This window comes from Phycisphaerae bacterium (assembly GCA_024102815.1).
Classification (GTDB): Bacteria; Planctomycetota; Phycisphaerae; order UBA1845; family UBA1845; genus JAGFJJ01.
Genome location: JAGFJJ010000014.1, coordinates 36,773 through 56,615 on the forward strand (window position 1 = coordinate 36,773; position 19,843 = coordinate 56,615).

Below are 19,843 nucleotides of genomic sequence, written 5' to 3' on the forward strand. Positions count from 1 at the left end.
GATTACTCCTCAACCTCTTCCACCGCGATCGCACCAGCCGATCGCAGCAACGCCTCCGTCGTCTCCCGCTCGAATCGCGGATCCGTCGCATCCACCGCGATCACGAAACGGTCGTCGGTAACCCTTCGAAACCGCGCGCTGCGAAACAGCGGGTTGTACAACATCGGCAGCTTGTTCAGCAGCAGCATCCCGAACACCGCCGTAAACGCCGAGAACAACACCGTCATCTCGAAGATCACGGGAATATTCGCCTGAAGGCTGAAGATCGGTTTGCCGCTGATCAGGAACGGGTAGTCAAACGCGTTCGTGTACCATACCAGCAGCAGCCCCAGTCCCATTCCCGTAAGACCGCCTGCCAGCACCAGCCATGGCAGGAGCGTCGGACGGACGCCCATCGCCTTTTCGATCCCGTGGATCGGAAACGGGCTGTGCACGTCCCAGCGGCGATAGCCTGCATCGCGCACCCTGCGCGCGGCCGCCAGCACCGTACCCACGTCGCGAAACTCGGCGATCAGCCCGTACAGCTTCGGCTCCGGGGCGACCTCCACCGCCTCAGCATGCGCATCGACCAGCGTCGAAACGCCGTGCTCTGCCACTGAGGATTCATGATCGTGCGCGTGCATCATCGATCACCGGCATCCGATTCAGAATGGGGAACGGCCTCGGGATATCCCCCGCCGCGCCCGTGAACCTGCGGCATCACCGCCTTCACCTCCGCCATGGCCACCATGGGCAGGAAGCGGCAGAACAGCAGGAACAGCGTAAAGAACAGTCCGAAGCTCCCCGCAAGCATCCCCAGGTCGACCCAGGTCGGGATGAACATTCCCCAGCTCGACGGGAGGAAGTCGCGGTGCAATGACGTCACCACGATCACGAAGCGCTCGAACCACATCCCGATGTTCGCGGCCATGGCGATGAGGAACGTCCCCCACAGGCTCGTGCGAACGCGCTTGAACCAGAGGAACTGCGGGCACACCACGTTGCATGTCACCATGATCCAGAACGCCCACCAGTATGGTCCCAGCGGACGGTTCATGAATACGAACTGCTCAAAATGATGGCCGCTGTACCATGCCGTGAAGAGCTCGACCGAATAGGCATACGCCACGATCAACCCCGTCGCGAGCATGATCTTGTTCATGTTCTCGATATGCCGCAGCGTGATCAGATCCTTCAGGCCGAAAAACTGCCGGGCGGGGATCGCCAGCGTAAGCACCATCGCGAACCCACCGAACACGGCACCCGCCACGAAGTACGGCGGGAAGATGGTTGTGTGCCAGCCCGGAAGCTGCGAGACCGCGAAGTCGAAGCTCACCACCGAGTGAACCGAGAGCACCAGCGGCGTTGCCAGCGCTGCCAGCAGCAGGTAGGCGCGTTCGAATCGATGCCAATGCCGACTCGAACCGTTCCAGCCCAGCGACAGAATGCCATACACGTAATACCGGATCGAGCTCTTCGCCCGATCCCGCAGTGTCGCCAGATCCGGAATCATTCCCACATACCAGAACATCAGCGAAACGGTCGCATACGTGCCCACCGCGAACACGTCCCACAGCAGCGGCGAGCGGAACTGCGGCCACATCGACATCTGGTTGGGATACGGAAACAGCCAGTACGCCAGCCACGGACGCCCCACGTGGATACCGGGGAAGAGGCCCGCGCACACCACGGCGAAAATCGTCATCGCCTCCGCAAAACGGTTGATGCTCGTTCGCCAATGCTGCCGGAAGAGAAACAGAATCGCCGAGATCAGCGTCCCCGCGTGACCGATTCCCACCCAGAACACGAAGTTCACGATTGGAAATCCCCACATCACCGGGTTGTTGTTGCCCCAGACGCCGACGCCCGTCGTAACCAGGTACCCGATCAGCACCAGCAGCATCAACAGGAACGTCGAGCTGATCGCAAACGCCACATACCACGCCGTCGGTGTCTTGTGCTCCGTCAGAGAGCAAACCGTCCGCGTCACACTGCCGAAATCGCGATCACCCAGCACCAGCGGCGCTCGCCGGCCGGGTATCTCGTCCGTGTTGTCCACCTCGCCGTGGAGTTGACGCGTGCCGAAGTCGTGGGGAATGCTGGTCATGTCGTGGCCCCCTCCTTCAGCGGATTACGAATCTTGGCCAGGTACTTGGTACGCGGCCGCGTGTTCAACTCTGCCAGCACGCCGTACGCCCGCTGGTTCTGGTGAAGCTTCGCTACCCTGCTGTTGGGATCGTTCAGGTTTCCAAACACGATCGCCTGTGTCGGACACGCCTGCTGACACGCCGTCACGATGTCCCCATCGCGAACGTCCTCGCCATTGCGCCGCCGGGCGATCTTCGCCGTCGAGATGCGCTGCACGCAGTACGTGCACTTTTCCATCACCCCACGCATGCGGACGGAAACGTCCGGGTTGAAACCCATCTTGCGAAGCGGATCGACTTCGTACTTCTGCTGCGCGTCCGGCATGCCCAGCCAAGGCATCGCCATGCCGCGCGGATCCTGGCTGTGCCAGTCCATGTAGTTGAAGCGCCGCACCTTGTACGGGCAGTTGTTCGAACAATACCGCGTTCCGATGCAGCGGTTGTAGACCATCACGTTGAGACCTTCGCTGTCGTGCGTCGTTGCCGCCACCGGGCATACCTGCTCGCACGGAGCGTTCTCGCAATGCACGCACATCATCGGCTGGTGTACGACTTCGACCTGCGCCGTCGGCTCGCCCTTGAAATACCGGTCGATACGCAGCCAGTGCATCTCCCGCCCGTGGGACACCTGCTCTTTACCCACGACCGGCACATTGTTCTCCGCCTGGCACGCCACAACGCACGCGTTGCAGCCGATGCACGTGGTCAGATCAATGGCCATGCCCCAGGCATGAGGCTCGTTGAACTGATCCGGCGGCTGGAAGAGCTGCAGATTGATGTTGCCGTGCACATCTCGATGGGCGAAGTTAGGCTCGCTTCGATACTCCGCAAGCGAAGCCTCGCGAAGGATGATCCCGTTCTTGCCCGGCTTGCCGATTCGCTTCTCCAGGGCCGACCGTCCGACCGGATCGATCGCGTGGTGGTCCTGGGTGCTCGCCAGCTTGTAGGTTTGTCCGGTTCGTTCGATCTTGGCTGAAACGACGGCAAACGGATGCCCCGACGTTCGCAGCACATTCGTATTGAAACCGACGCCGTTGCCGATGTGCCCCGCCGCGGCCCGACCGCCGCCGAGTGTCAATGTGATGACACCTTCCGGCTGGCCCGGCAGGATCGCCGCGGCAATCTCCCGCACCTTGCCCCCGCTGCTTACCGAGAGCACATCGCCCGTGTCGATACCCAGGCGCTTCCCGTCGGCCACGCTGATCAGCGCCGGGTTGTCCCACGTCACTTTCGTCAGCGGATCGGGCGTTTCCTGCAACCAACCGTTGTTCGCGAAACGCCCGTCGTAGACGCGCGCATCCGGGCGAAAGACGACGGCCAGAGATGCCTCTCCGCCAGCCGTGCCCGACTCCGCCGCCGGCAGTTCCGACGATACCGGAGCCGGACTCTGAACCTTCCACCCGCTGTCGGCAATCACGCCGTCGTGCAACGCTGTCGCCCACGACGACTCGAAATCCGCACCGCTCAGCACTCCGGCCAGCGTCTTACGGACCAGCGTGTAACCGTCCGTTTCCGGCTCTCCGCATACGCCCGCCAGCAATTCCGCCGGCGTACGACCGTCGAACATCGGCAGAATCAGCGGCTGTCCGATGCTGAGCGTGCCGTCCCATGCACGACCGTCGTTCCACGATTCCAGGAAGTGCGCCTGCGGCACATGCCACGTGCACCGCTGCGAGGTCTCGTCGGCGTAGTAGCTCAGGTGAATGCTCGTTTTGGCCTTGCCCAGCGCCGACGCGAAATCCACATCACCCGGGGCGTCGTAGGCCGCATTGCCTCCCAGGATGAGCAATGTCTCCACACCGCCGCCGTTCATCTTCTCCGTCAGCGATCGAATGGCCGCCATGTGCGACGGGCGATCGGCCCCCGGTTCTTCAACGAACGTGATCGTCGTACCGATCGAACCCAGCTTGTGATTCATCCGCTGGACCAGGACCTGTGCCCGCTGCGAAAGTCGCGGTCCACCGGCGATAAGCGACGACTTGCCGCTTCGCGTTAGATCCTCGGCCGACTCCTTGATGAACGCAGTAGATGCCGCATCCAGGCCCGTCGGCGCCGACCCGGCGATGCCAAGCTCCGCCGCAAGGGCTTCAACCATTCGCTCGACCTGCCCCGGCCGCGCACCGAAGCGATGGTCCGCAACACTCCCCGTCGTGGAGAAGGCGCTCTCGACCACGTACATGCGGTTCATGCGTCCTTGGTCGGCCGAGCGACGACCCGTCGCCCAGTCCCGAGCGTGCCGCAATCGCGCCGGATGGAATCCCAGCAGGTCGGCGTCGAACAGTGCGATAGAGGTGGCCTGATCGAGGCGATACAAGGGCCGCAGCCTCTTGCCGTACGCCAGGCGGAGTCCCTCGATTTCATTGTCCCGGCTGACAGGCTCGAACTCGAACCATTGCGCCTGAGGGAACTTCTCCAGGAACGCGGTTCGCATCCGTGCCAGCGTCGGACTGGAGGAACTCTCCGACAGGACAGCCAGCCCGGCGCTGCCGTGCTCAGCAAGACCCGCAAAGTGTCGCTTGGCGAATGCATCGAATTCAGCCCAGCTCGACGCTTTCATCGCCGTCCCGTCGCGCCGCATGACTTGGCGGCTGCGGTCGGGGTCGTACATGCTCAACACGCTCGCCTGGGCAAAAACATCGGCCGCTCCGAGGGAATAAGGATGGAGCGGATTGCCCTCGATCTTGATCGGCCGTCCGTCGAAGCTCGTGACGACAAGCCCTGTCGCCACCCCCCGCATTTCCATGAACGAGGCGTAATGTTCCGTGGAGCCTGGAATTCGATCGGGATCGCGATGCGCAAACGGGGCAAGCTTCTCGACCGGAAAGCGCCGGCAACCTGTCGCCGTCAACCCTGCCAGCGCCATCGAGGCGCCCATCAATTGAAGGAAGCGCCTGCGCGGAACCGCGACAACTTCCGCCGGGTCGTAGCTGGGAAACTCTCGCGCGACACGCTCGGCGAACTCCGGCGAGTCGGCGTATTGCTCCAGGCTCAGCCAGTGCTGTCGCCCGCTGACGTGATGGTCTACCGGTGGCATGTCGAACAACTCGTCATGTAAGTGACGCCGCGAATCCCGTATTCTTCCTTGAGCCGCTTACCCAGCTTGAGCTGGTCGCCGTCCGGCGGCGTCCATCCCAGATTGGTCACTTCCTCGACGGGGCGAAGGTGCTTCTCCGGCGCCCGGTGACAATCCAGGCACCACCCCATCGTCAACGTTTCCACCTGCCGGACGACTTCCATCTGGTCGATTCGGCCGTGGCATGACACGCAGGAAACGCCCTTGTTCACGTGGGCCGAGTGGTTGAAATAGGCATACCCGGGGAGATCGTGAACTTTGGTCCACTCGATGGGCATTCCGGTTAGGGCGCTTTCTCGAACCGGCAAGATCTTTGGCGATTCCGGCTTGATGTTCGTGTGGCAATTCATGCACGTTTCAGTGGGCGGGATTGCGGCGAACGCAGCCTTCTCCACCGTGGTGTGACAATAGCGGCAGTCCATCCCCAGCTTACCGGCATGCACAGCGTGACTGAACTCGACCGGCTGCACAGGAGCGTAGCCGGGGTACAGCGTCTGGGGAGAGCCGACCAGCCCAATCACCATGGGAACGTAGGTCAAGGCACCGAACCCCGCGAACAGGAGCCCGGGCAGCAGGAAGTTCGCCCAGCGCGGAAACAGAATCAGCGATGTACCGCCGGTATCAGCCATGATGACAGGGATTCTCAGGCCGCGCGAACGAAATCGCCTCGTCCACCGGCCGGATTCAGGTAGGCGCTGGAGCTAGCAGCGATGGGATTCCAAGCCGAAGTGAAGGATCATACAGGGGTTAACAAAAGAATGAATGCGGCGAATTGTCGCACGATTTCTTACGATCCAGGATTCCCCTGTGATTTCTTCGATGGAATCGCGATCTGGTCTTCCTCAATCGGCGAGCACCCGGAACAACGGAGTGTCAGTATCAAATCAGTCGTATCGTTTTCAGGCGCGGAATCATTCCTGTCGAACTCAAGCGCCAGAAGACGCACGTCCGCCGGCGGCAGGATGTAGCCGTTGTCCTGCAATTCGTGTCGGACCTGAACAGGGACTTCGATCCGTTGGGAGGCAGTCAATCGTCCGTCAGCCCCGTCCCCCCGATTTGGGCTCGCGATTCGGAATTGCAGTCGCTCCAGAACGGAGCGGTCCGTCGCTGCCGCAGCCCAACCAACCAAGCCGACCCGGAGCCCGTGATCAGACCAGTCCAAGAAGCCGAGCTGAAACGTCCGCTTCTGAGACACTTCCGTGGGGTGTGGTTTCTCCTCGCGTGATCCCGGGAACGCCCACGACCAATCGAGTCCGGCTATCCACTCTCGCTGCAATGGCCCGAGCACGCGATGCACCGAGTCCGGCGCCGGGCGAGGATCGACCGCGGCCATGGTCTGTCGGACGGGTTTGGGCAAGTACATTGCCGGGGCGTTGGGATCCATCTTCTTGCGAAACAGAATGATCGCCCCGGGCGCGGAGAGCACGCAGATCACGACCAGGAAAACCAGGTTGTACCGCGTTTCGCGCGTCATGTTCGATCACTCTGCGACCAAGAGAAGACGTGTAGTTCAGGTGTACCGCGTCGGATCGGGCACGCCGGCTTCCTGGAATCCCCGGCGACGCAACAGGCAGCTTTCGCAACTTCCGCAGGCCGCGCCGTCGGGCGCAGGATCATAGCAGCTCTGCGTCAGCGAATAGTCCACGCCGAGGCGAATACCCTCGCGGATAATCTGCGCCTTAGTCATGTTCAGCAACGGTGCCTGGATGCGTGTCGGCCAACCCTCCACGCCCGCTCTTGTGGCTAAGGCGGCGAGGCGTCCGAATGCCTCCAGGAACTCAGGCCGGCAATCCGGATATCCGGAGTAATCCAGCGCGTTGACCCCAATGAAAATGTCGCCCGCCCGGCTAACTTCCGCAAAGGCCAAGGCAAGAGCCAACAGGATGGTATTCCGTGCCGGGACATAGGTGACCGGAATACGCCCGCCGATTCCCGCCTCATCAACCCGCTTGGGGACGGCAATGTCGTCGGTCAGCGCCGAGCCTCCGAACATCCGCAGGTCGATCGTCTGAATGAGGTGCCGCTCAACCCCCATGCTGGCGGCCACGCGCTTCGCGGCGTCGAGTTCGGTTTTGTGCCGCTGGCCATAAGCAACGGAGAGCGCGTGGACCGTAAAGCCCTGCTCTATCGCGATTGCCGCAGTCGTGGCGGAATCGAGCCCGCCCGAAAGCAGGACAACCGCTGCTTTGCCTTTACGTCCTGAGCTACCTGAATTCACGAAGGGGTTCCGCGCTCGATTACATATTGTCCCACACTCGTAACGCCGCAGTAACGGGCGCCTTCGTGGATTGCAACTTATGCGCCCCGGTAACAGAATAATAGATGCAGTCGATGCGGACCGAGCTTACTGTGGTTTCCCGCAAACGTCCACGCGTGGTCGGAGGCGGCGGGCAGTCTCGGCCCGTCGGTGGCGCCGGGTGCGCTGCGAAAGAACTCCCGGCCCATTGGAGCCGAGTAGGCCGATCATCGCGTACGAACACTACCTTGCCGTTACCGCGGCGAGTTTCCTCATAACAACATGAACTTCTGACGGGATGTGCCGGGCATGGTGCCGGGCCGTCCGTACGTCCGATGTATAGGAGAAATGCGATGAAGCGTAGTTGCAGCTTGATGTTGACGGCGGTGTTGGCATTGCTGGGTTCGCCCCTGCTGGCTCATGCGGGCGAAGGCAAGGAGCAGGCGGCGCTGGGTCAGCCGGCGCCCGATTTCACCCTCAAGGGCATCGACGGCAAGGAGTACAAGCTGTCGGACATGAAGGGCAAGATCGTCGTCCTGGAATGGACCAATCACGAGTGTCCCTTCGTCAAGCGCGCCCAGGGCAAGACCAAGGTCATGCAGAAGACCTTCGCCAAGTTCGAGGGCAAGCCGGTTGTCTGGATGGCGGTGAATTCCAGCCACTTCTGCGAGGACAAGGCTGACGGCATCCGCGACTGGGTCAAGGAGAACGACATCAACTACCCCTACCTGCTGGATGCGTCGGGCGAGGTCGGCAAGATGTACGGTGCCAAGACGACGCCGCACATGTTCGTCATCGACCAGAAGGGCAATCTCGCCTACATGGGCGCCATCGACAATGATCCCATGGGCGAGAACGACAACCCGACCAACTACGTTGACGAGGCGGTCACCGCCCTGCTGAATGGCTCGACGGTCGCCACGCCCGAGACGAAGTCCTACGGCTGCTCGGTAAAGTACAAGGGCTGATTGCGAGCCCCAAGCCGCCTTGTCCCGTGAACGGAGAAGACGGCAAAGCGGAGCATCGACACGGCCTGACCGGGGACCGCCCGGCAGGCCGTCGTTCTTTCCACGGCAGCGGGTGGGAAAAACCGGTTATCGGCGGCAGATTCCTTTCAGCGACTCAGCGCGGCGTGCCGTACAGCCGATGGCCATATATACTGATTGCCGAAAGAAACCGCGGGATGGTCTCGCGGCCTTGCCCCGGTTCGTCGAGACACCATGAATCGATCGAAAGTCGCCATTCTGCGTACGACGCCGGAAACGGTGCTCGAGGATTACCATCGCCTGCTCAACCTGGCCGACTATCAATCGATCGTGGCCAAGGACGCGGACACGGCGCTGAAGGTCAACATCAGTTGGCACTTCTTTTTTCCGGGCAGTTCGACAACGCCGTGGCAGCTCGACGGCGTCATTCAAGCCATGCTCCGTGACGGCTATCAGAAGGATCTCATCCACGCCTGCCACAACCGCACGGTGGTCATCGACGCCTACCTCGGCGAGAAGGAAAACAAACAGGTCGATGTCGTGCGTGCGCACGGACTCCGGAACATTCATCTCTATGAACCGGGCAACGAGTGGATCGATATCCACGAGGCGGTCGGAGACCTCTGCGATCGATTCCTGTGCCTGAACGATGTCTACCCCAAGGGATTCAGCATCCCCAGGCGTTTCCTGGGTGAGAACATCATCCATCTGCCGACCGTCAAAACGCACGTCTTTACCACGACGACCGGCGCCATGAAGAACGCCTTCGGAGGCCTGCTCAACGAGCACCGTCATTGGACACACCCGGTCATTCACGAGACGCTCGTCGACCTGCTGATGATCCAGAAGAAGATTCACCGCGGCGTGTTTGCGGTGATGGACGGCACGTTCGCGGGAGACGGACCGGGCCCGCGATGCATGATTCCCTATGTCAAGAACGTCATCCTCGCCTCGGCCGACCAAGTGGCCATTGACGCCGTCGCGGCGAAACTCATGGGCTTCGACCCCATGGACATCAAGTTTATCCGCCTGGCCCACGAGAACGGACTCGGTGTAGGCCGGACGGAGGAACTCGACATCGTCGGTGACGCCGAGGTGGCACAAGAGAACTGGCGATTCGTCGGTCCATTCAAGAAAATGACATTCGCCTCGCGCATGCAGCATCTCATCTACTGGGGTCCGCTCAAGGGCGGCGTCGAATGGTCGTTGAAGACCTGGCTCGCCCCCTGGGCCTATATCGCCAGCGTGATCTACCACGACTGGTTCTGGTACCCCTTCCTCGGTCGCGGCAAAGTGCGAGCCGCGCTGCGCAGCCAGTGGGGCCGATTGTTCCACAACTGGGCGTCGATCCAGCGCACGCCGGCCGGCTACGACAACGTCGGGGAATCGGCGCCGGGGCTGGTTCGCGGGACGTTCCGCCTGTTGTGGATGGCGGTAAAGATCCTGGGAACCTGCATCCGCGAGGCTCCCGAGCTCGCCACGCGCCGACGGCGGAAAGCCATTGAACCCGGCGGGCAATAATCCCTGAAGCATCGTGAAGAACGGGTCGCCGGTCACGGTATGCGCGAGCCCACCGCGCCTGCGGGATTCGCGCATTTCGCACGCCTCTCGTTCCTGCTACAATTCCCGCCCAACCCGGGGTCCATCCCATCAAGGAGGAGTCGGCCATGAAAGCACGGGACAGCTTGGCAAGCGTCTTGGTGGCGGTTGGATCTTTTGCTCCTTTGGCCCCAGCACAGCCGGGACCATTGCAGGTCACGTTCCTGAAAATCGCGGACACCGACACGGCGGTCCCGCAAGGCACCGGCACCTTTACCGGGTTCGGGGGGCCGGGAACATTGAACCTCGGTGGGCCGTCCCTCCACAACCGCAACGTGGCATTCTCGGGGAGGGACGAGGCCGATCAGATCGGCATCTACCGCTACGCCGACCTTTCCCTGAGTCGGGTCGCAGATCAGACAACGCTCATCCCGGGAACAACAACGCCCTTTACCGATCTTGGCGATTCCTCCATCGAAGGTGAAGACGTCGCCTTCCGCGGCTATCTGGGTTCGGGCCTTTCGGCTTACAAAGGCATCTTCAGCACGGTCGGCGGCCTGCACATCGTGGCCGACACCGATACCGCAAGTCCCACCGGCTCCGGCAATTTCTTTCTGTTCGGCCCGCCGCATCTCTTCGGTGGACAGACGTACTACTGGGCCACCACCGAGCTGGCGGCGCAGGGTGTTTACCGCGAATTCAGTGGGGCACCGCCGGAGATTCTCGCGGATACGAATACATTGATTCCCTCCGGCACGGGTGCCTTCACGTCGCTTACCGATTTGCATGTGGGAGCAAACGGCGTGGTCGTGTTCGGGGGCAAGGGGTCGGGCGGACAACAGGGCATCTACCGCATCATCGGGGGACAGACTGATCGACTCGTGGACGTCGCCATCGCACCACCGAACGGTGGGACGTTTCAGACCTTTGTCGGACCGTCTGTTTCCGGGAACGCGACCGCATTCTGGAGCTATACGCAACCGGGATTCCTCGGTCCCGGCATCTTCCTGGCGACCGACCCGGGGCAGGTGGAAGTGGTTGCCGATACATCGACCGAAGTGCCCGATTCGATCCCGCCCGTGTCATTTGCGTTATTTGAGAGCAGTCCGTCCTGTAGCGACGGGAACATCGTTTTCGGCGGGGAGTCAGCGGCCGGAACGTACAGGGGAATTTACGGTCGGATCGGCGGGACGCTGCTTGCCATTGCGAAACGTAATGATCCGCTCGACGGGAGATTCATCAGTCGGTTGGCGCTGAGCTCCGACGGCTTTGACGGACACCGGCTTGCGGTGGGCATTGCATTTACGGACGACACGCCGGCCATCTATCTTCTGACCCTCACAAGACGATTCGATTTCAACCTCGACGGACTGGTCGATGAACAGGAACTGCTCGAATTGCAGACATGTCTGGAAGGCCCAGAGAGTGCGATCGGACCGTTTCCACCGGACACAACCGAGCGCTACCTCCGCACGTTTGACGCGGATGAAGACGATGACGTGGATCTTCGCGACGCGGCCGCGTTGCTCAACCACTTCGCCCCTTGATTCAGGTCATCGCGTTTTGCTGCAGGTACGGTAAGGACGATCAGTTGGTACCCGTTTCCCTTGGAGGCCATTCGACCTCACGAAGCGGATTGACCGGAATCCAGCCTTCCTCGGGCTGGGGATCGACGGGCCGGTCCATGGCGATCAATTCATGCAGGCAGGCGTGAGCGAGTTCCTCGAACTTCTTGCGAGCCAAGGCGCGGGAATCGCTGTTCCATAGATCGACGCTTTCCCGCTCGCAGTTGCAGCATGGACGCGGGGGAATAAGCGTTTTCGCCGAGGCGTGCAGTGCCGCGACAGGCCTGGCGGCCGAGGTATCGTAGAGCACGCCGAACATCTCCGAGACATCCGGTGCCGTCTGGTTCACCGCGTAGATCAGTCCCAGCCGCCCCGTCAGCGCCCGCATGGCGGCATTGATCTGCACGGGCTCCGGCAGCGATCCGCCGAGGTCGCGCTGCTCGATGGGAAAGACCTCCGCCACGGCCATGAGGTCATCAAAAACTTTGTTCCATTGCAGGAATTCATTGCGCGGATCGCGAACCAGCTCCAGTGCGCGGCTTGACGAAGACTCGGTCCCTCCATCGAGGGCCACACGTGTCACCGCAATGGATGCTGGAAAGAGTCCCTGCGTCGGCCCCCCCGTGAGGACGATGTAGCTGTCGCGAATGGCCGGCACGCGCTCGGTCGCCAGATCCGTCCAGTGCACTTGCGGCGGCTGGATCCACGACGATTCCTTCTCCCGCGCGCAGGCAGCACAACCGCCACTGAGTCCAAGAATCCCCAGGACCGGCATTGCCGAACCCGCGAAGACAACTCTTGACCAAAAAGGTGATGTCATGGGCAACGTCCAGAAAACGGATACGCCAAACGCTCATGTGAAGGCGTGGCCTCGGATACCGGTAATATCGGGTCTTGCGTGCGGCAACTGCGATAACGCGGACTCAATTCCGCCCGGGAGGAGGAAAGCCGCAGGTTATCGGGCTTGCCGGCGGCAAGCCCCCGCATCGGTCCGTTTCATCCGGTAATTCACCTGCCCAAGTCTCACGTCCGATGGGTTCGGAGGGATGTTATTCGACCTTGACGGACGGGACGTATGAGTGCACAGATCGCTGCGGGCGCCGAATCGACCAAGGCCGTCGCCGCGTCCGCTTTCCGAAGACTCTCCATTCATCGATCGCTGGCCAGGCGACGCCCTCAACAACCGCTCGCCGAGCGCGTTCTCCAGGGCATTGGCCGGACGTTCTTCGATTTCACGGCAACGCGCTGGCTGCTGATCGACTCGGCCATTCTTGCCGTCGGCTTTCAGCTTGGATTCATCGTCTTCCCCCCGCCCGAAGGGCTGGCCGATCCGCATCTTCAGCTCTGGCAGGCGATCGCCGTGTACGCATTCTCGGCCGCTGTCGCCAGCCTCGTATTCGGACTGTATGAGCGCGATACGCTGATGAGCCGTTCGCGCATTTTCACGCGCATTCTTCTGACAGCGCTCACCCTGACGCTCATCGCCTACGCCGTCATCGTGGTCCTGATGTATTCCACGCTGCAACGCAAGACCACGACACTCGCCTTGTCGCTCTTCCTCGTCGGCGGTACCGGCATCCGCCTGTTCGCGTGGTGGACGATCCACCGTGTTCGCCGCGGGTTACTCGTCGTGGGAACACGTGCCCTGTACGACTCCTTCGCCGCTGCCCAGAAATGCGGCGCGCTGCACGAATATCGCCTGATCGGTTACTGCACGCCGGGCTACGAGGCGTCGCAATCCCCCCGGGACCGCGACTGCCTTGGATGTATCGATGAGCAGATCGAGAAGCTCGGACAGCAACGCGTCACGGACATTGTTGTGGGAAAGTCCGCGGCACGCGATCCGTCATTGATGGATTGGATGGTGGCCAGTCTTCGGCAGGGCTGCCGCGTTACCAACGAAGCCACGTTCTACGAAACCGCCGCCGGTGAGGTGCTTGTCGACGAGATCACACCCCAGTGGTTCCTGTTCGCCGATTTGAAGGTCCACTGCGACCAGCAGGCCACGCTCAAACGGGCGGTCGATGTGGTTATCGCGACCGTCGGACTGGCGCTCACGCTGCCTATCTGGCCGGTGATCGCCTTGGCCGTCAAGTTCTGCGACGGCGGCCCCGTCTTCTACTCCCAGGAGCGGGTCGGGCAGAACGGTCGGCTGTTCCGGCTGTACAAGTTCCGCACCATGCGCGTGAATGCGGAAAACGGACGATCCGTCTGGAGCTCCCCGAACGACCCGCGCGTGACCCACGTGGGTCGGTTCTTGCGACACTCGCGTCTCGACGAACTGCCCCAGCTCTTCAACGTGCTCGTGGGCCAGATGTCGGTCGTGGGTCCGCGTCCCGAGCGCCCGGATTTCGTACGCGACCTGTGTGAAAAGCTCCCCTATTACGCCGAGCGCCATCTGGTCAAACCGGGAATCACCGGCTGGGCGCAGATCAGCTACCGCTACGGCTCGTCCGTCGACGATGCCCGCCGAAAGCTCCAGTTCGATTTGTACTACCTCAAACGAATGTGCTTCGAGCTGGACATGATGATCCTATTCCGGACGTTGGGCACGTTCCTTCGGGGCGCACGTTAGCCCCTCGAACCCTCAGAAAACCAATAATGCTATCGGTCGTGAAGGCTTGCCGGGCGTGGACAAGACACGTCCCCGTCAGGATTCGAACCTGAAACCTTCGGCTCCGGAGGCCGACGCGCTATCCAATTGTGCCACGGGGACGTCAGGAACTGCGGAGTCTACCACCGGCCGCAGACCTGTCAACGCTGCCGGCCGCAGCCTGATTTTGACCCTAAGCGTCCTGAGGCACGGAGATTACCGATACAAGCAGTGGGAGCCGGTATTGCCGCTGCCGGCCACACATCTGGGAGTTGGGTCGAGATGACGGAGAAACCCGCCGGCACCGTGCTGATCGTCGAGGATGACGCGGAACTCCGCTTCATCCTGATTGCCAATCTGCGCGCGTCGGGATTCACCACACTCGACGCGGACGATGGCTACGAAGCGTTGCGGATTGCCCAGGAACGCCTGCCCGACGTGATTCTCATGGACGTGGGCATACCGGAATTGGACGGCATCGCCGCGACGCGCGCCCTGAAGAATGACCCGGTAACCGAGCACATACCGGTCATCATGTTGACGGCGAGGTCGCGGACGGAGGATGTCATTCAAGGGCTGGAAGCAGGCGCGACCGAGTACCTGGCAAAACCATTCGACATTGCTGAACTGCTTGCGCGTGTTCGGACGGTGTATCGACTGGCCGCAACGCGACGTGACCTGGACGAACTCAACAGCAACCTCGAGGCCGAGATCTCCGTCAAGACGCGGCATCTCCAGATTCTCTACGACTTCATGCAGTCGCTGAATCGGGCGACGAAACGGGAGGCCATTCTCGACCAGATCATCGCCTGCATTCGCGACCTCACCGGTGCCGGGCGGATTTCCCTGCTGATGCGCGAGCGCGGCACGGACGACCTCGTGTGCGAGCGGGCCTTCGGGATCGACTGGACGATCTGCAACCGGATCCGCATCAAGGTCGCCGAAGGCATCGCGGGGCAGGTGTTCCGCAGCGGGAAAACCCTCTCGGCGCGGTCCATTGGGGGGAGCACCAGCGGGCACACCTACGCAGCGGAATCGTTCCTCAGTACGCCGTTGGTGTCCACGTCGATGGCCACACAGGAGGGCGTGATCGGAGTCATCAATGTAACCGATCGGCCCGGGGACTCACCGTTTCTTGCCGAGGAGATCGACTGCATCCGTTCGATCGCCGACGCGGCGGCCATCGCCCTCGACAATTTCGACCGCCGTCGGCAACTGGAGCAATCCGTCAAGGTCCTGTTGCGGACCGTCGGGCACCTCGCCGAATACCGCGACGAAGAAACGACGGCGCACCTGGCAAGGGTCACAGAGATGGCGCGGATCCTCGCGTTGGAGACCCAGCGCCATGGACCTTACGCCGGGCTCATCACCGACGACTTCATCGAGAATCTGGTTCAATCGGCGCCCATGCACGACATCGGTAAGGTGGGAATCCCCGACGAAATTCTCACCAAACCCGGGAAGCTGACCGACGAAGAATTCGAGATCATGAAGACGCACACGGAGATCGGTCGGCGCGTGCTGTCCCAGGCCATCGATCCTGAGCATCCGGTCGCACTTCTCGACATGTGCATCGATATCGCCTATTGCCACCATGAGCGATTCGATGGCGCCGGTTACCCCCGCGGACTGCATGGCCCTCAGATTCCCCTAGCCGCGCGGATCATCGCCTTGGTGGATGCATACGACGCCATCACGAGTGACCGGCGATACTCTGCCGCAAGGACCCATGCCGAAGCCGTAGCCGTCATCCGCCAAGACTCCGGATCACATTTTGACCCGGTCCTGGTCGAATCGTTCCTGCGCATCGAGACGGACTTCGACCAGCTCCGAGCATCCCAACTCGATCCGATCGTCACGAATCGCTGAAAAGCTCGCCCCATTTGCTTACGGCATGGCAATCTTCCGGGCTTTGCGCGCTACGGCCGCACGGGAGTTCGACGTGAGTCGACGAACAAAGCCTGAAACATCCGGCCGGGCGAGCACATCGGGACCGAACAGCACGAGGGCATCCAGGACCTGTCCAAGGGCGACATTGCGGCATTCCGGCGTTTCATAGTCAAGGCGCTCCACCTCCAGAAATGCGGGGAGGACGCGCTCAAGCAGATCCGGACGGTTGCACACGATCTTCCCCAGGCAGCCGACGGCATTGGCGGCGCTGATCAAGTTCCCGCAACGAACGAAAGCCAGGTAGAAACTCAGACACTTGTCGAGCTTGCGGCGCTGATCGACCGGGGCAAGCTCCGCGAGGATGCGCATGGCGTTCCATCGAACGATTTTGCTGTCGCTTTCCAGCAGCGAGGCAATCACCTCAAAATGGGGATAAACGCGGATAGGATCCTTTTCCGCGGTGATGCACAGCCCTTTGCCCGCTGCGAATCGGGCGGTGCCGGCCGGCGCGGACATGGTCTCGACCGCGCCCGCGACCCGCGCTTGGGGGATCATGCGAACAGCGGCCTTTCTTCGCGGCGTTTTGGTCGGGGACTTTCGAGACGACTTCTTCGAGAGTTTTCGTGGAGCGGCGGATCGTGCCATGGCCATCCCTTTCGCCTGATATGATGTACTAAGTGAACCATCTTGGCAACTTCGACTGATTCGTCAACCGGACACGCGGACCGAAGCGTCGCAACGGCTAGCCCTCGTTGGAATCCTGCGCAAACGAAAGCGGCCCGGAGATGTGTATCCCCGGGCCGCCGAATTCACTCGACAGGCCTTGCTAGTCGAAGATGGCGTCAGTTCGATGACCCGACGCCGGCCTTTTCCTTGTTTTCGTCGCCGGATTTCTCCTTGGCCGCGGGGACCACGGTGACGTTAAACATCCGCTCAGGCTTGTTATAGAAAGCGAAGACCTCGCGAACGCGTTCCGCGGGAATTCCGTCGTAGGCGGTCTGTTCCGCGGCCTCATCGTCCAAGTTCCGATCGTGCAGGTCGAGGTGCTGCAGCACGGCAAGCCAGTACCCCGGCTCACGCATCGACGTGTCCAGGTCATTGGCGATCTGCTTCTTGGCGTTGGACAGTTCCTCATCCGTCGGCCCCTTTTCGGCGAAGTCCGCGAACATGGCCCGAACCTCGTCGGTCAGCTTTCCCGTATTGGCCGGATCACATTGCGAGCCCGCCATGAATCGCCCGGAATTACGATAGATCCACGACGGAGCATTGCTGGCGCGAATGGAATAGACCAGGGAGAGATCCTCGCGAATACGCTTGATGAGGCGACTGGAGAGAATCTGCTGGGCGATTTCCATCGCGCGGCGCTCGGGGACTTCGCGACCGTCGCAGCTCAGAAATCCGGTGATCGCCACGGCCTGCGGGGCGGCAATATCCACCTCTTCATGCTTCTGCCACGGACCGGATGCGCGATTGAATTTACGGAGCGAGTCGAGATTGTCGGCGGTGCGCGGCCGCTTGGCCAACGAACCGAAGTAACGCTCGATCAGGGGCATGGCGTCCTCGAGCTTGATATCTCCCACGACGGCGATCTCGATGGGCGCCTTGGCGGCCAGACGGTCGAACCAGGCCTGCGCCTCGTCACGCGTCCGCGCCTCGACATCCTCTTTGTGTACGAAGAAACGTCTCGGATCGTCACCGCTGACGATATCCGACATGGCCTCGATGGCCTTGAAAAACGGCTGGCGCTCACGGCGATCGATCCGCTCGAGGGTCTGGGATTTCCAGGTGTCGAAAGCGGCCTGTTCGATCTTCGCGTCGGTCAGCAGAGCGTGGGCCAGTTGCAACCCATGCTCGAGGTCCTTCGGCGAGCCGCTGATCTCGACAACGACGGAGTCGTTCTCGTTCCCGCCGGAGACGCGGACCTTGCGGCCCGTCATCAGGTCTCGGACGTTGGACGAGGTCAGCCGATGGGTCGCCGGCTCGTTGATCGCCAAGAGCGAAGCATCGGTCACGCCGTTATTGCCGGCGGTTTCCTCAATCAATCCGCCGGCCAGGCTCACCGTGACCCAGACGGAGTCCTTCTTGTAATCCATGAATCGATGGTGAACGCGAACGCCGTTGGAAAGGTAGGCGCTCGTCACCGCCAGGCCGTCATGGAACGACTTCTCGACGACCTTCCCAGGCTCGGGCAGTTCAGCCAGAATCGTCGTGGGCGCCGCATCCTCCTTGTAGGCATCGACCTTCTTCGCCCATGCGGACTTTGCCGACGCCAGAATCGTCTTCGTATCCGGTACGTCCACGCCCTCCTTCTCAGGGAGATACAGAACGTACGACATCGTGTCCGGCGTGTAGTATTTCCGGAAAGCCTGCTCTACCTCGGACAGCGAGATGTCATCCAGGTACTTGCGATACAGGTCAAGTTCCTGTGCGGCCGACATGTACGGCACGCGATCGTTCACCGCCGACATGATTCCGAAGAGGAAGCCCCGGGCATCCATCGTGGATTCGGTCTCGGCCGAACGCTCCGCCCGCGACAGCAGCTCCTTGCGGGCCAGATTCAACTCGTTTTCCGTAAACCCGTGCTCGAGCGCCCGATTCACTTCGGTAACGGTCTCATCGAGAATCTTGTTCCACTGGTCCGGCTCACCCTCGGCCGATGCATCGGCATAGAGCGCCTCGTTGAAGAAATCGAAGATCGTCGCGCTGCCGCGGTTGTAGCTGGCCTCCCCTTTCTTGACCCGCTCTTCCATGCGGCGGCTCAGGATCCAACTGGCGATACGATCCACAAGGTCGGTCCGCCACTGGGCCTCGGTCGTGGTCGGCGGACGCCCGTTCTGGAGATTGACCATCTCAAAGTCGGCTCGCTCGTATTCACGATCGGTGACGACCATCGCGCGCTGGTGCGTGAAGGGCTTGAAGCCCGCCTTCTCCGCATTCTGCGCGGTGACCTCCGGCTTGTACGTCCCGAACCACTTCTCGATATACGGGATTACGTTCTCCTTGGGCGCGTCGCCGACCATGATGACCGTCAGGTTCTCCGGACGGTACCAGGTTCGGTAGTAGTCCACGAACTCCTTGCGCGGCGCGCTGGCGATCACCTCGTCGAGACCGATGGGCAGGCGCTGGGCGAAGCGCGATCCCTCGAACAACTCCGGCCAGAGCTCATCGCGCATGCGCTGCCGGGCATTCTTGCCCGTGCGCGACTCCTCCAGAATTACTCCACGCTCCTTGTCGATCTCCTCCGGCAGGAGCGACACCCTGAACGCGAAATCAGACAGAACCATCAGAGCCTTGTCGATCTCTTCCTTCTTCGTGTCCGGCAGGAAGAGCATGTACGCGGTCTGATCGAAGCTGGTGAAGGCGTTGAGGTCGGCGCCGAACTGCATGCCGATGCTCTCGAAGTACGGTATCAACTCGCCGGGAGGAAAATTCTCCGAGCCGTTGAAGCACATGTGCTCCATGAAGTGTGCGAGCCCGCGCTGCTCCTCCGTCTCATTCAATGATCCGGTCCGCATGTGGATGATGGCGGCCATCTTCCCGGGCGGATTGTCGTGCTGGCGGTAGATCCAGGTCACTCCGTTGTCCAGCTTGCCCATGGATAAACTGGGGTCGGTCGGCAGCGGTGCGGCCCATGCAACGGGCGCTGCAACGCCCGAGATCATGGCGGTAAATACCGCGGTGCGCAGAAATGCTGTCCTCATCATTTTCTTCCTCGTGTTGGGGTTCTCACCGCGCCAACGCATTGCGCGGTCGAAGGGAATCGATACGATCATGGCGCAACAATGTAACGGAAAGGCGCGAACTCGGCCGCTGCCGATTGCAAGAAATTGTCGGC

14 protein-coding genes and 1 tRNA gene are annotated in these 19,843 nt (G+C 61.5%); 5 read left to right on the forward strand and 10 right to left on the reverse strand.

The genetic code is table 11. The features are described 5' to 3' along the window. Positions 1-2 precede the first annotated feature (2 nt). From J5J06_04295 to queC, 6 genes are all read right to left on the reverse strand, one after another. Positions 3-623 (reverse strand): DUF3341 domain-containing protein, encoded by a 621-nt coding sequence (locus J5J06_04295; GenBank protein ID MCO6436290.1) that lies wholly within the window; start codon positions 621-623, stop codon positions 3-5. Continuing rightward, positions 623-2,086 carry a polysulfide reductase NrfD gene (gene nrfD, locus J5J06_04300; protein ID MCO6436291.1) on the reverse strand — a complete coding sequence of 488 codons (1,464 nt, stop codon included), beginning with the start codon at positions 2,084-2,086 and terminating at the stop codon, positions 623-625. The genes J5J06_04295 and nrfD overlap by 1 nt, the downstream gene beginning before the upstream one ends. Then, on the reverse strand, positions 2,083-5,160 hold the full coding sequence (locus J5J06_04305) for a TAT-variant-translocated molybdopterin oxidoreductase (GenBank protein ID MCO6436292.1): 3,078 nt from the start codon (positions 5,158-5,160) through the stop codon (positions 2,083-2,085). The genes nrfD and J5J06_04305 overlap by 4 nt, the downstream gene beginning before the upstream one ends. After that, entirely contained in the window at positions 5,148-5,828 is a 681-nt protein-coding gene (locus J5J06_04310) for a cytochrome c3 family protein (GenBank protein ID MCO6436293.1), read from the reverse strand. Before J5J06_04310 ends, J5J06_04305 begins: the two co-directional genes overlap by 13 nt. A 158-nt stretch (positions 5,829-5,986) precedes the next feature. Next, positions 5,987-6,673, reverse strand: coding sequence for a hypothetical protein (locus tag J5J06_04315; GenBank protein MCO6436294.1), 687 nt, complete (start codon positions 6,671-6,673; stop codon positions 5,987-5,989). A gap of 36 nt (positions 6,674-6,709) precedes the next feature. Further along, positions 6,710-7,417 (reverse strand): 7-cyano-7-deazaguanine synthase QueC, encoded by a 708-nt coding sequence (gene queC, locus J5J06_04320; GenBank protein ID MCO6436295.1) that lies wholly within the window; start codon positions 7,415-7,417, stop codon positions 6,710-6,712. A gap of 371 nt (positions 7,418-7,788) precedes the next feature. Here queC and J5J06_04325 point away from each other — a divergent pair, with 371 nt between their 5' ends. The 3 genes from J5J06_04325 (at position 7,789) to J5J06_04335 (ending at position 11,507) form a co-directional block, all read left to right on the forward strand. Continuing rightward, entirely contained in the window at positions 7,789-8,403 is a 615-nt protein-coding gene (locus J5J06_04325; protein ID MCO6436296.1) for a thioredoxin family protein, read from the forward strand. A 252-nt stretch (positions 8,404-8,655) separates the two neighbouring features. Next, a complete protein-coding gene (locus J5J06_04330) occupies positions 8,656-9,942 on the forward strand; it encodes a DUF362 domain-containing protein (protein MCO6436297.1) in 1,287 nt (428 codons plus the stop codon). 146 nt (positions 9,943-10,088) lie between these two features. Then, positions 10,089-11,507, forward strand: coding sequence for a hypothetical protein (locus J5J06_04335; GenBank protein ID MCO6436298.1), 1,419 nt, complete (start codon positions 10,089-10,091; stop codon positions 11,505-11,507). Positions 11,508-11,547: 40 nt separating this feature from the next. Here the strand turns inward: J5J06_04335 and J5J06_04340 are convergent, their stop codons facing one another. Next, positions 11,548-12,345 carry a hypothetical protein gene (locus J5J06_04340; protein ID MCO6436299.1) on the reverse strand — a complete coding sequence of 266 codons (798 nt, stop codon included), beginning with the start codon at positions 12,343-12,345 and terminating at the stop codon, positions 11,548-11,550. A gap of 255 nt (positions 12,346-12,600) precedes the next feature. Between J5J06_04340 and J5J06_04345 the strand changes: the two genes are divergently transcribed. After that, on the forward strand, positions 12,601-14,100 hold the full coding sequence (locus tag J5J06_04345; GenBank protein MCO6436300.1) for an exopolysaccharide biosynthesis polyprenyl glycosylphosphotransferase: 1,500 nt from the start codon (positions 12,601-12,603) through the stop codon (positions 14,098-14,100). Positions 14,101-14,167: 67 nt separating this feature from the next. Here J5J06_04345 and J5J06_04350 read toward each other — a convergent pair. Further along, positions 14,168-14,241, reverse strand: a tRNA-Arg gene (locus tag J5J06_04350). Between the two features lie 159 nt (positions 14,242-14,400). On the opposite strand from J5J06_04350, the gene J5J06_04355 reads away from it, so the two are divergent. Continuing rightward, positions 14,401-15,987, forward strand: a complete 1,587-nt coding sequence (locus tag J5J06_04355) for a response regulator (GenBank protein MCO6436301.1) — start codon at positions 14,401-14,403, stop codon at positions 15,985-15,987. Positions 15,988-16,005: 18 nt separating this feature from the next. On the opposite strand, the gene J5J06_04360 is transcribed toward J5J06_04355, so the two are convergent. Together J5J06_04360 and J5J06_04365 are read right to left on the reverse strand one after the other, a co-directional pair. Further along, positions 16,006-16,563: a hypothetical protein gene (locus J5J06_04360; protein MCO6436302.1), complete on the reverse strand. Its 558-nt coding sequence runs from the start codon at positions 16,561-16,563 to the stop codon at positions 16,006-16,008. A gap of 287 nt (positions 16,564-16,850) precedes the next feature. After that, a complete protein-coding gene (locus tag J5J06_04365) occupies positions 16,851-19,712 on the reverse strand; it encodes an insulinase family protein (GenBank protein ID MCO6436303.1) in 2,862 nt (953 codons plus the stop codon). Positions 19,713-19,843 lie beyond the last annotated feature (131 nt).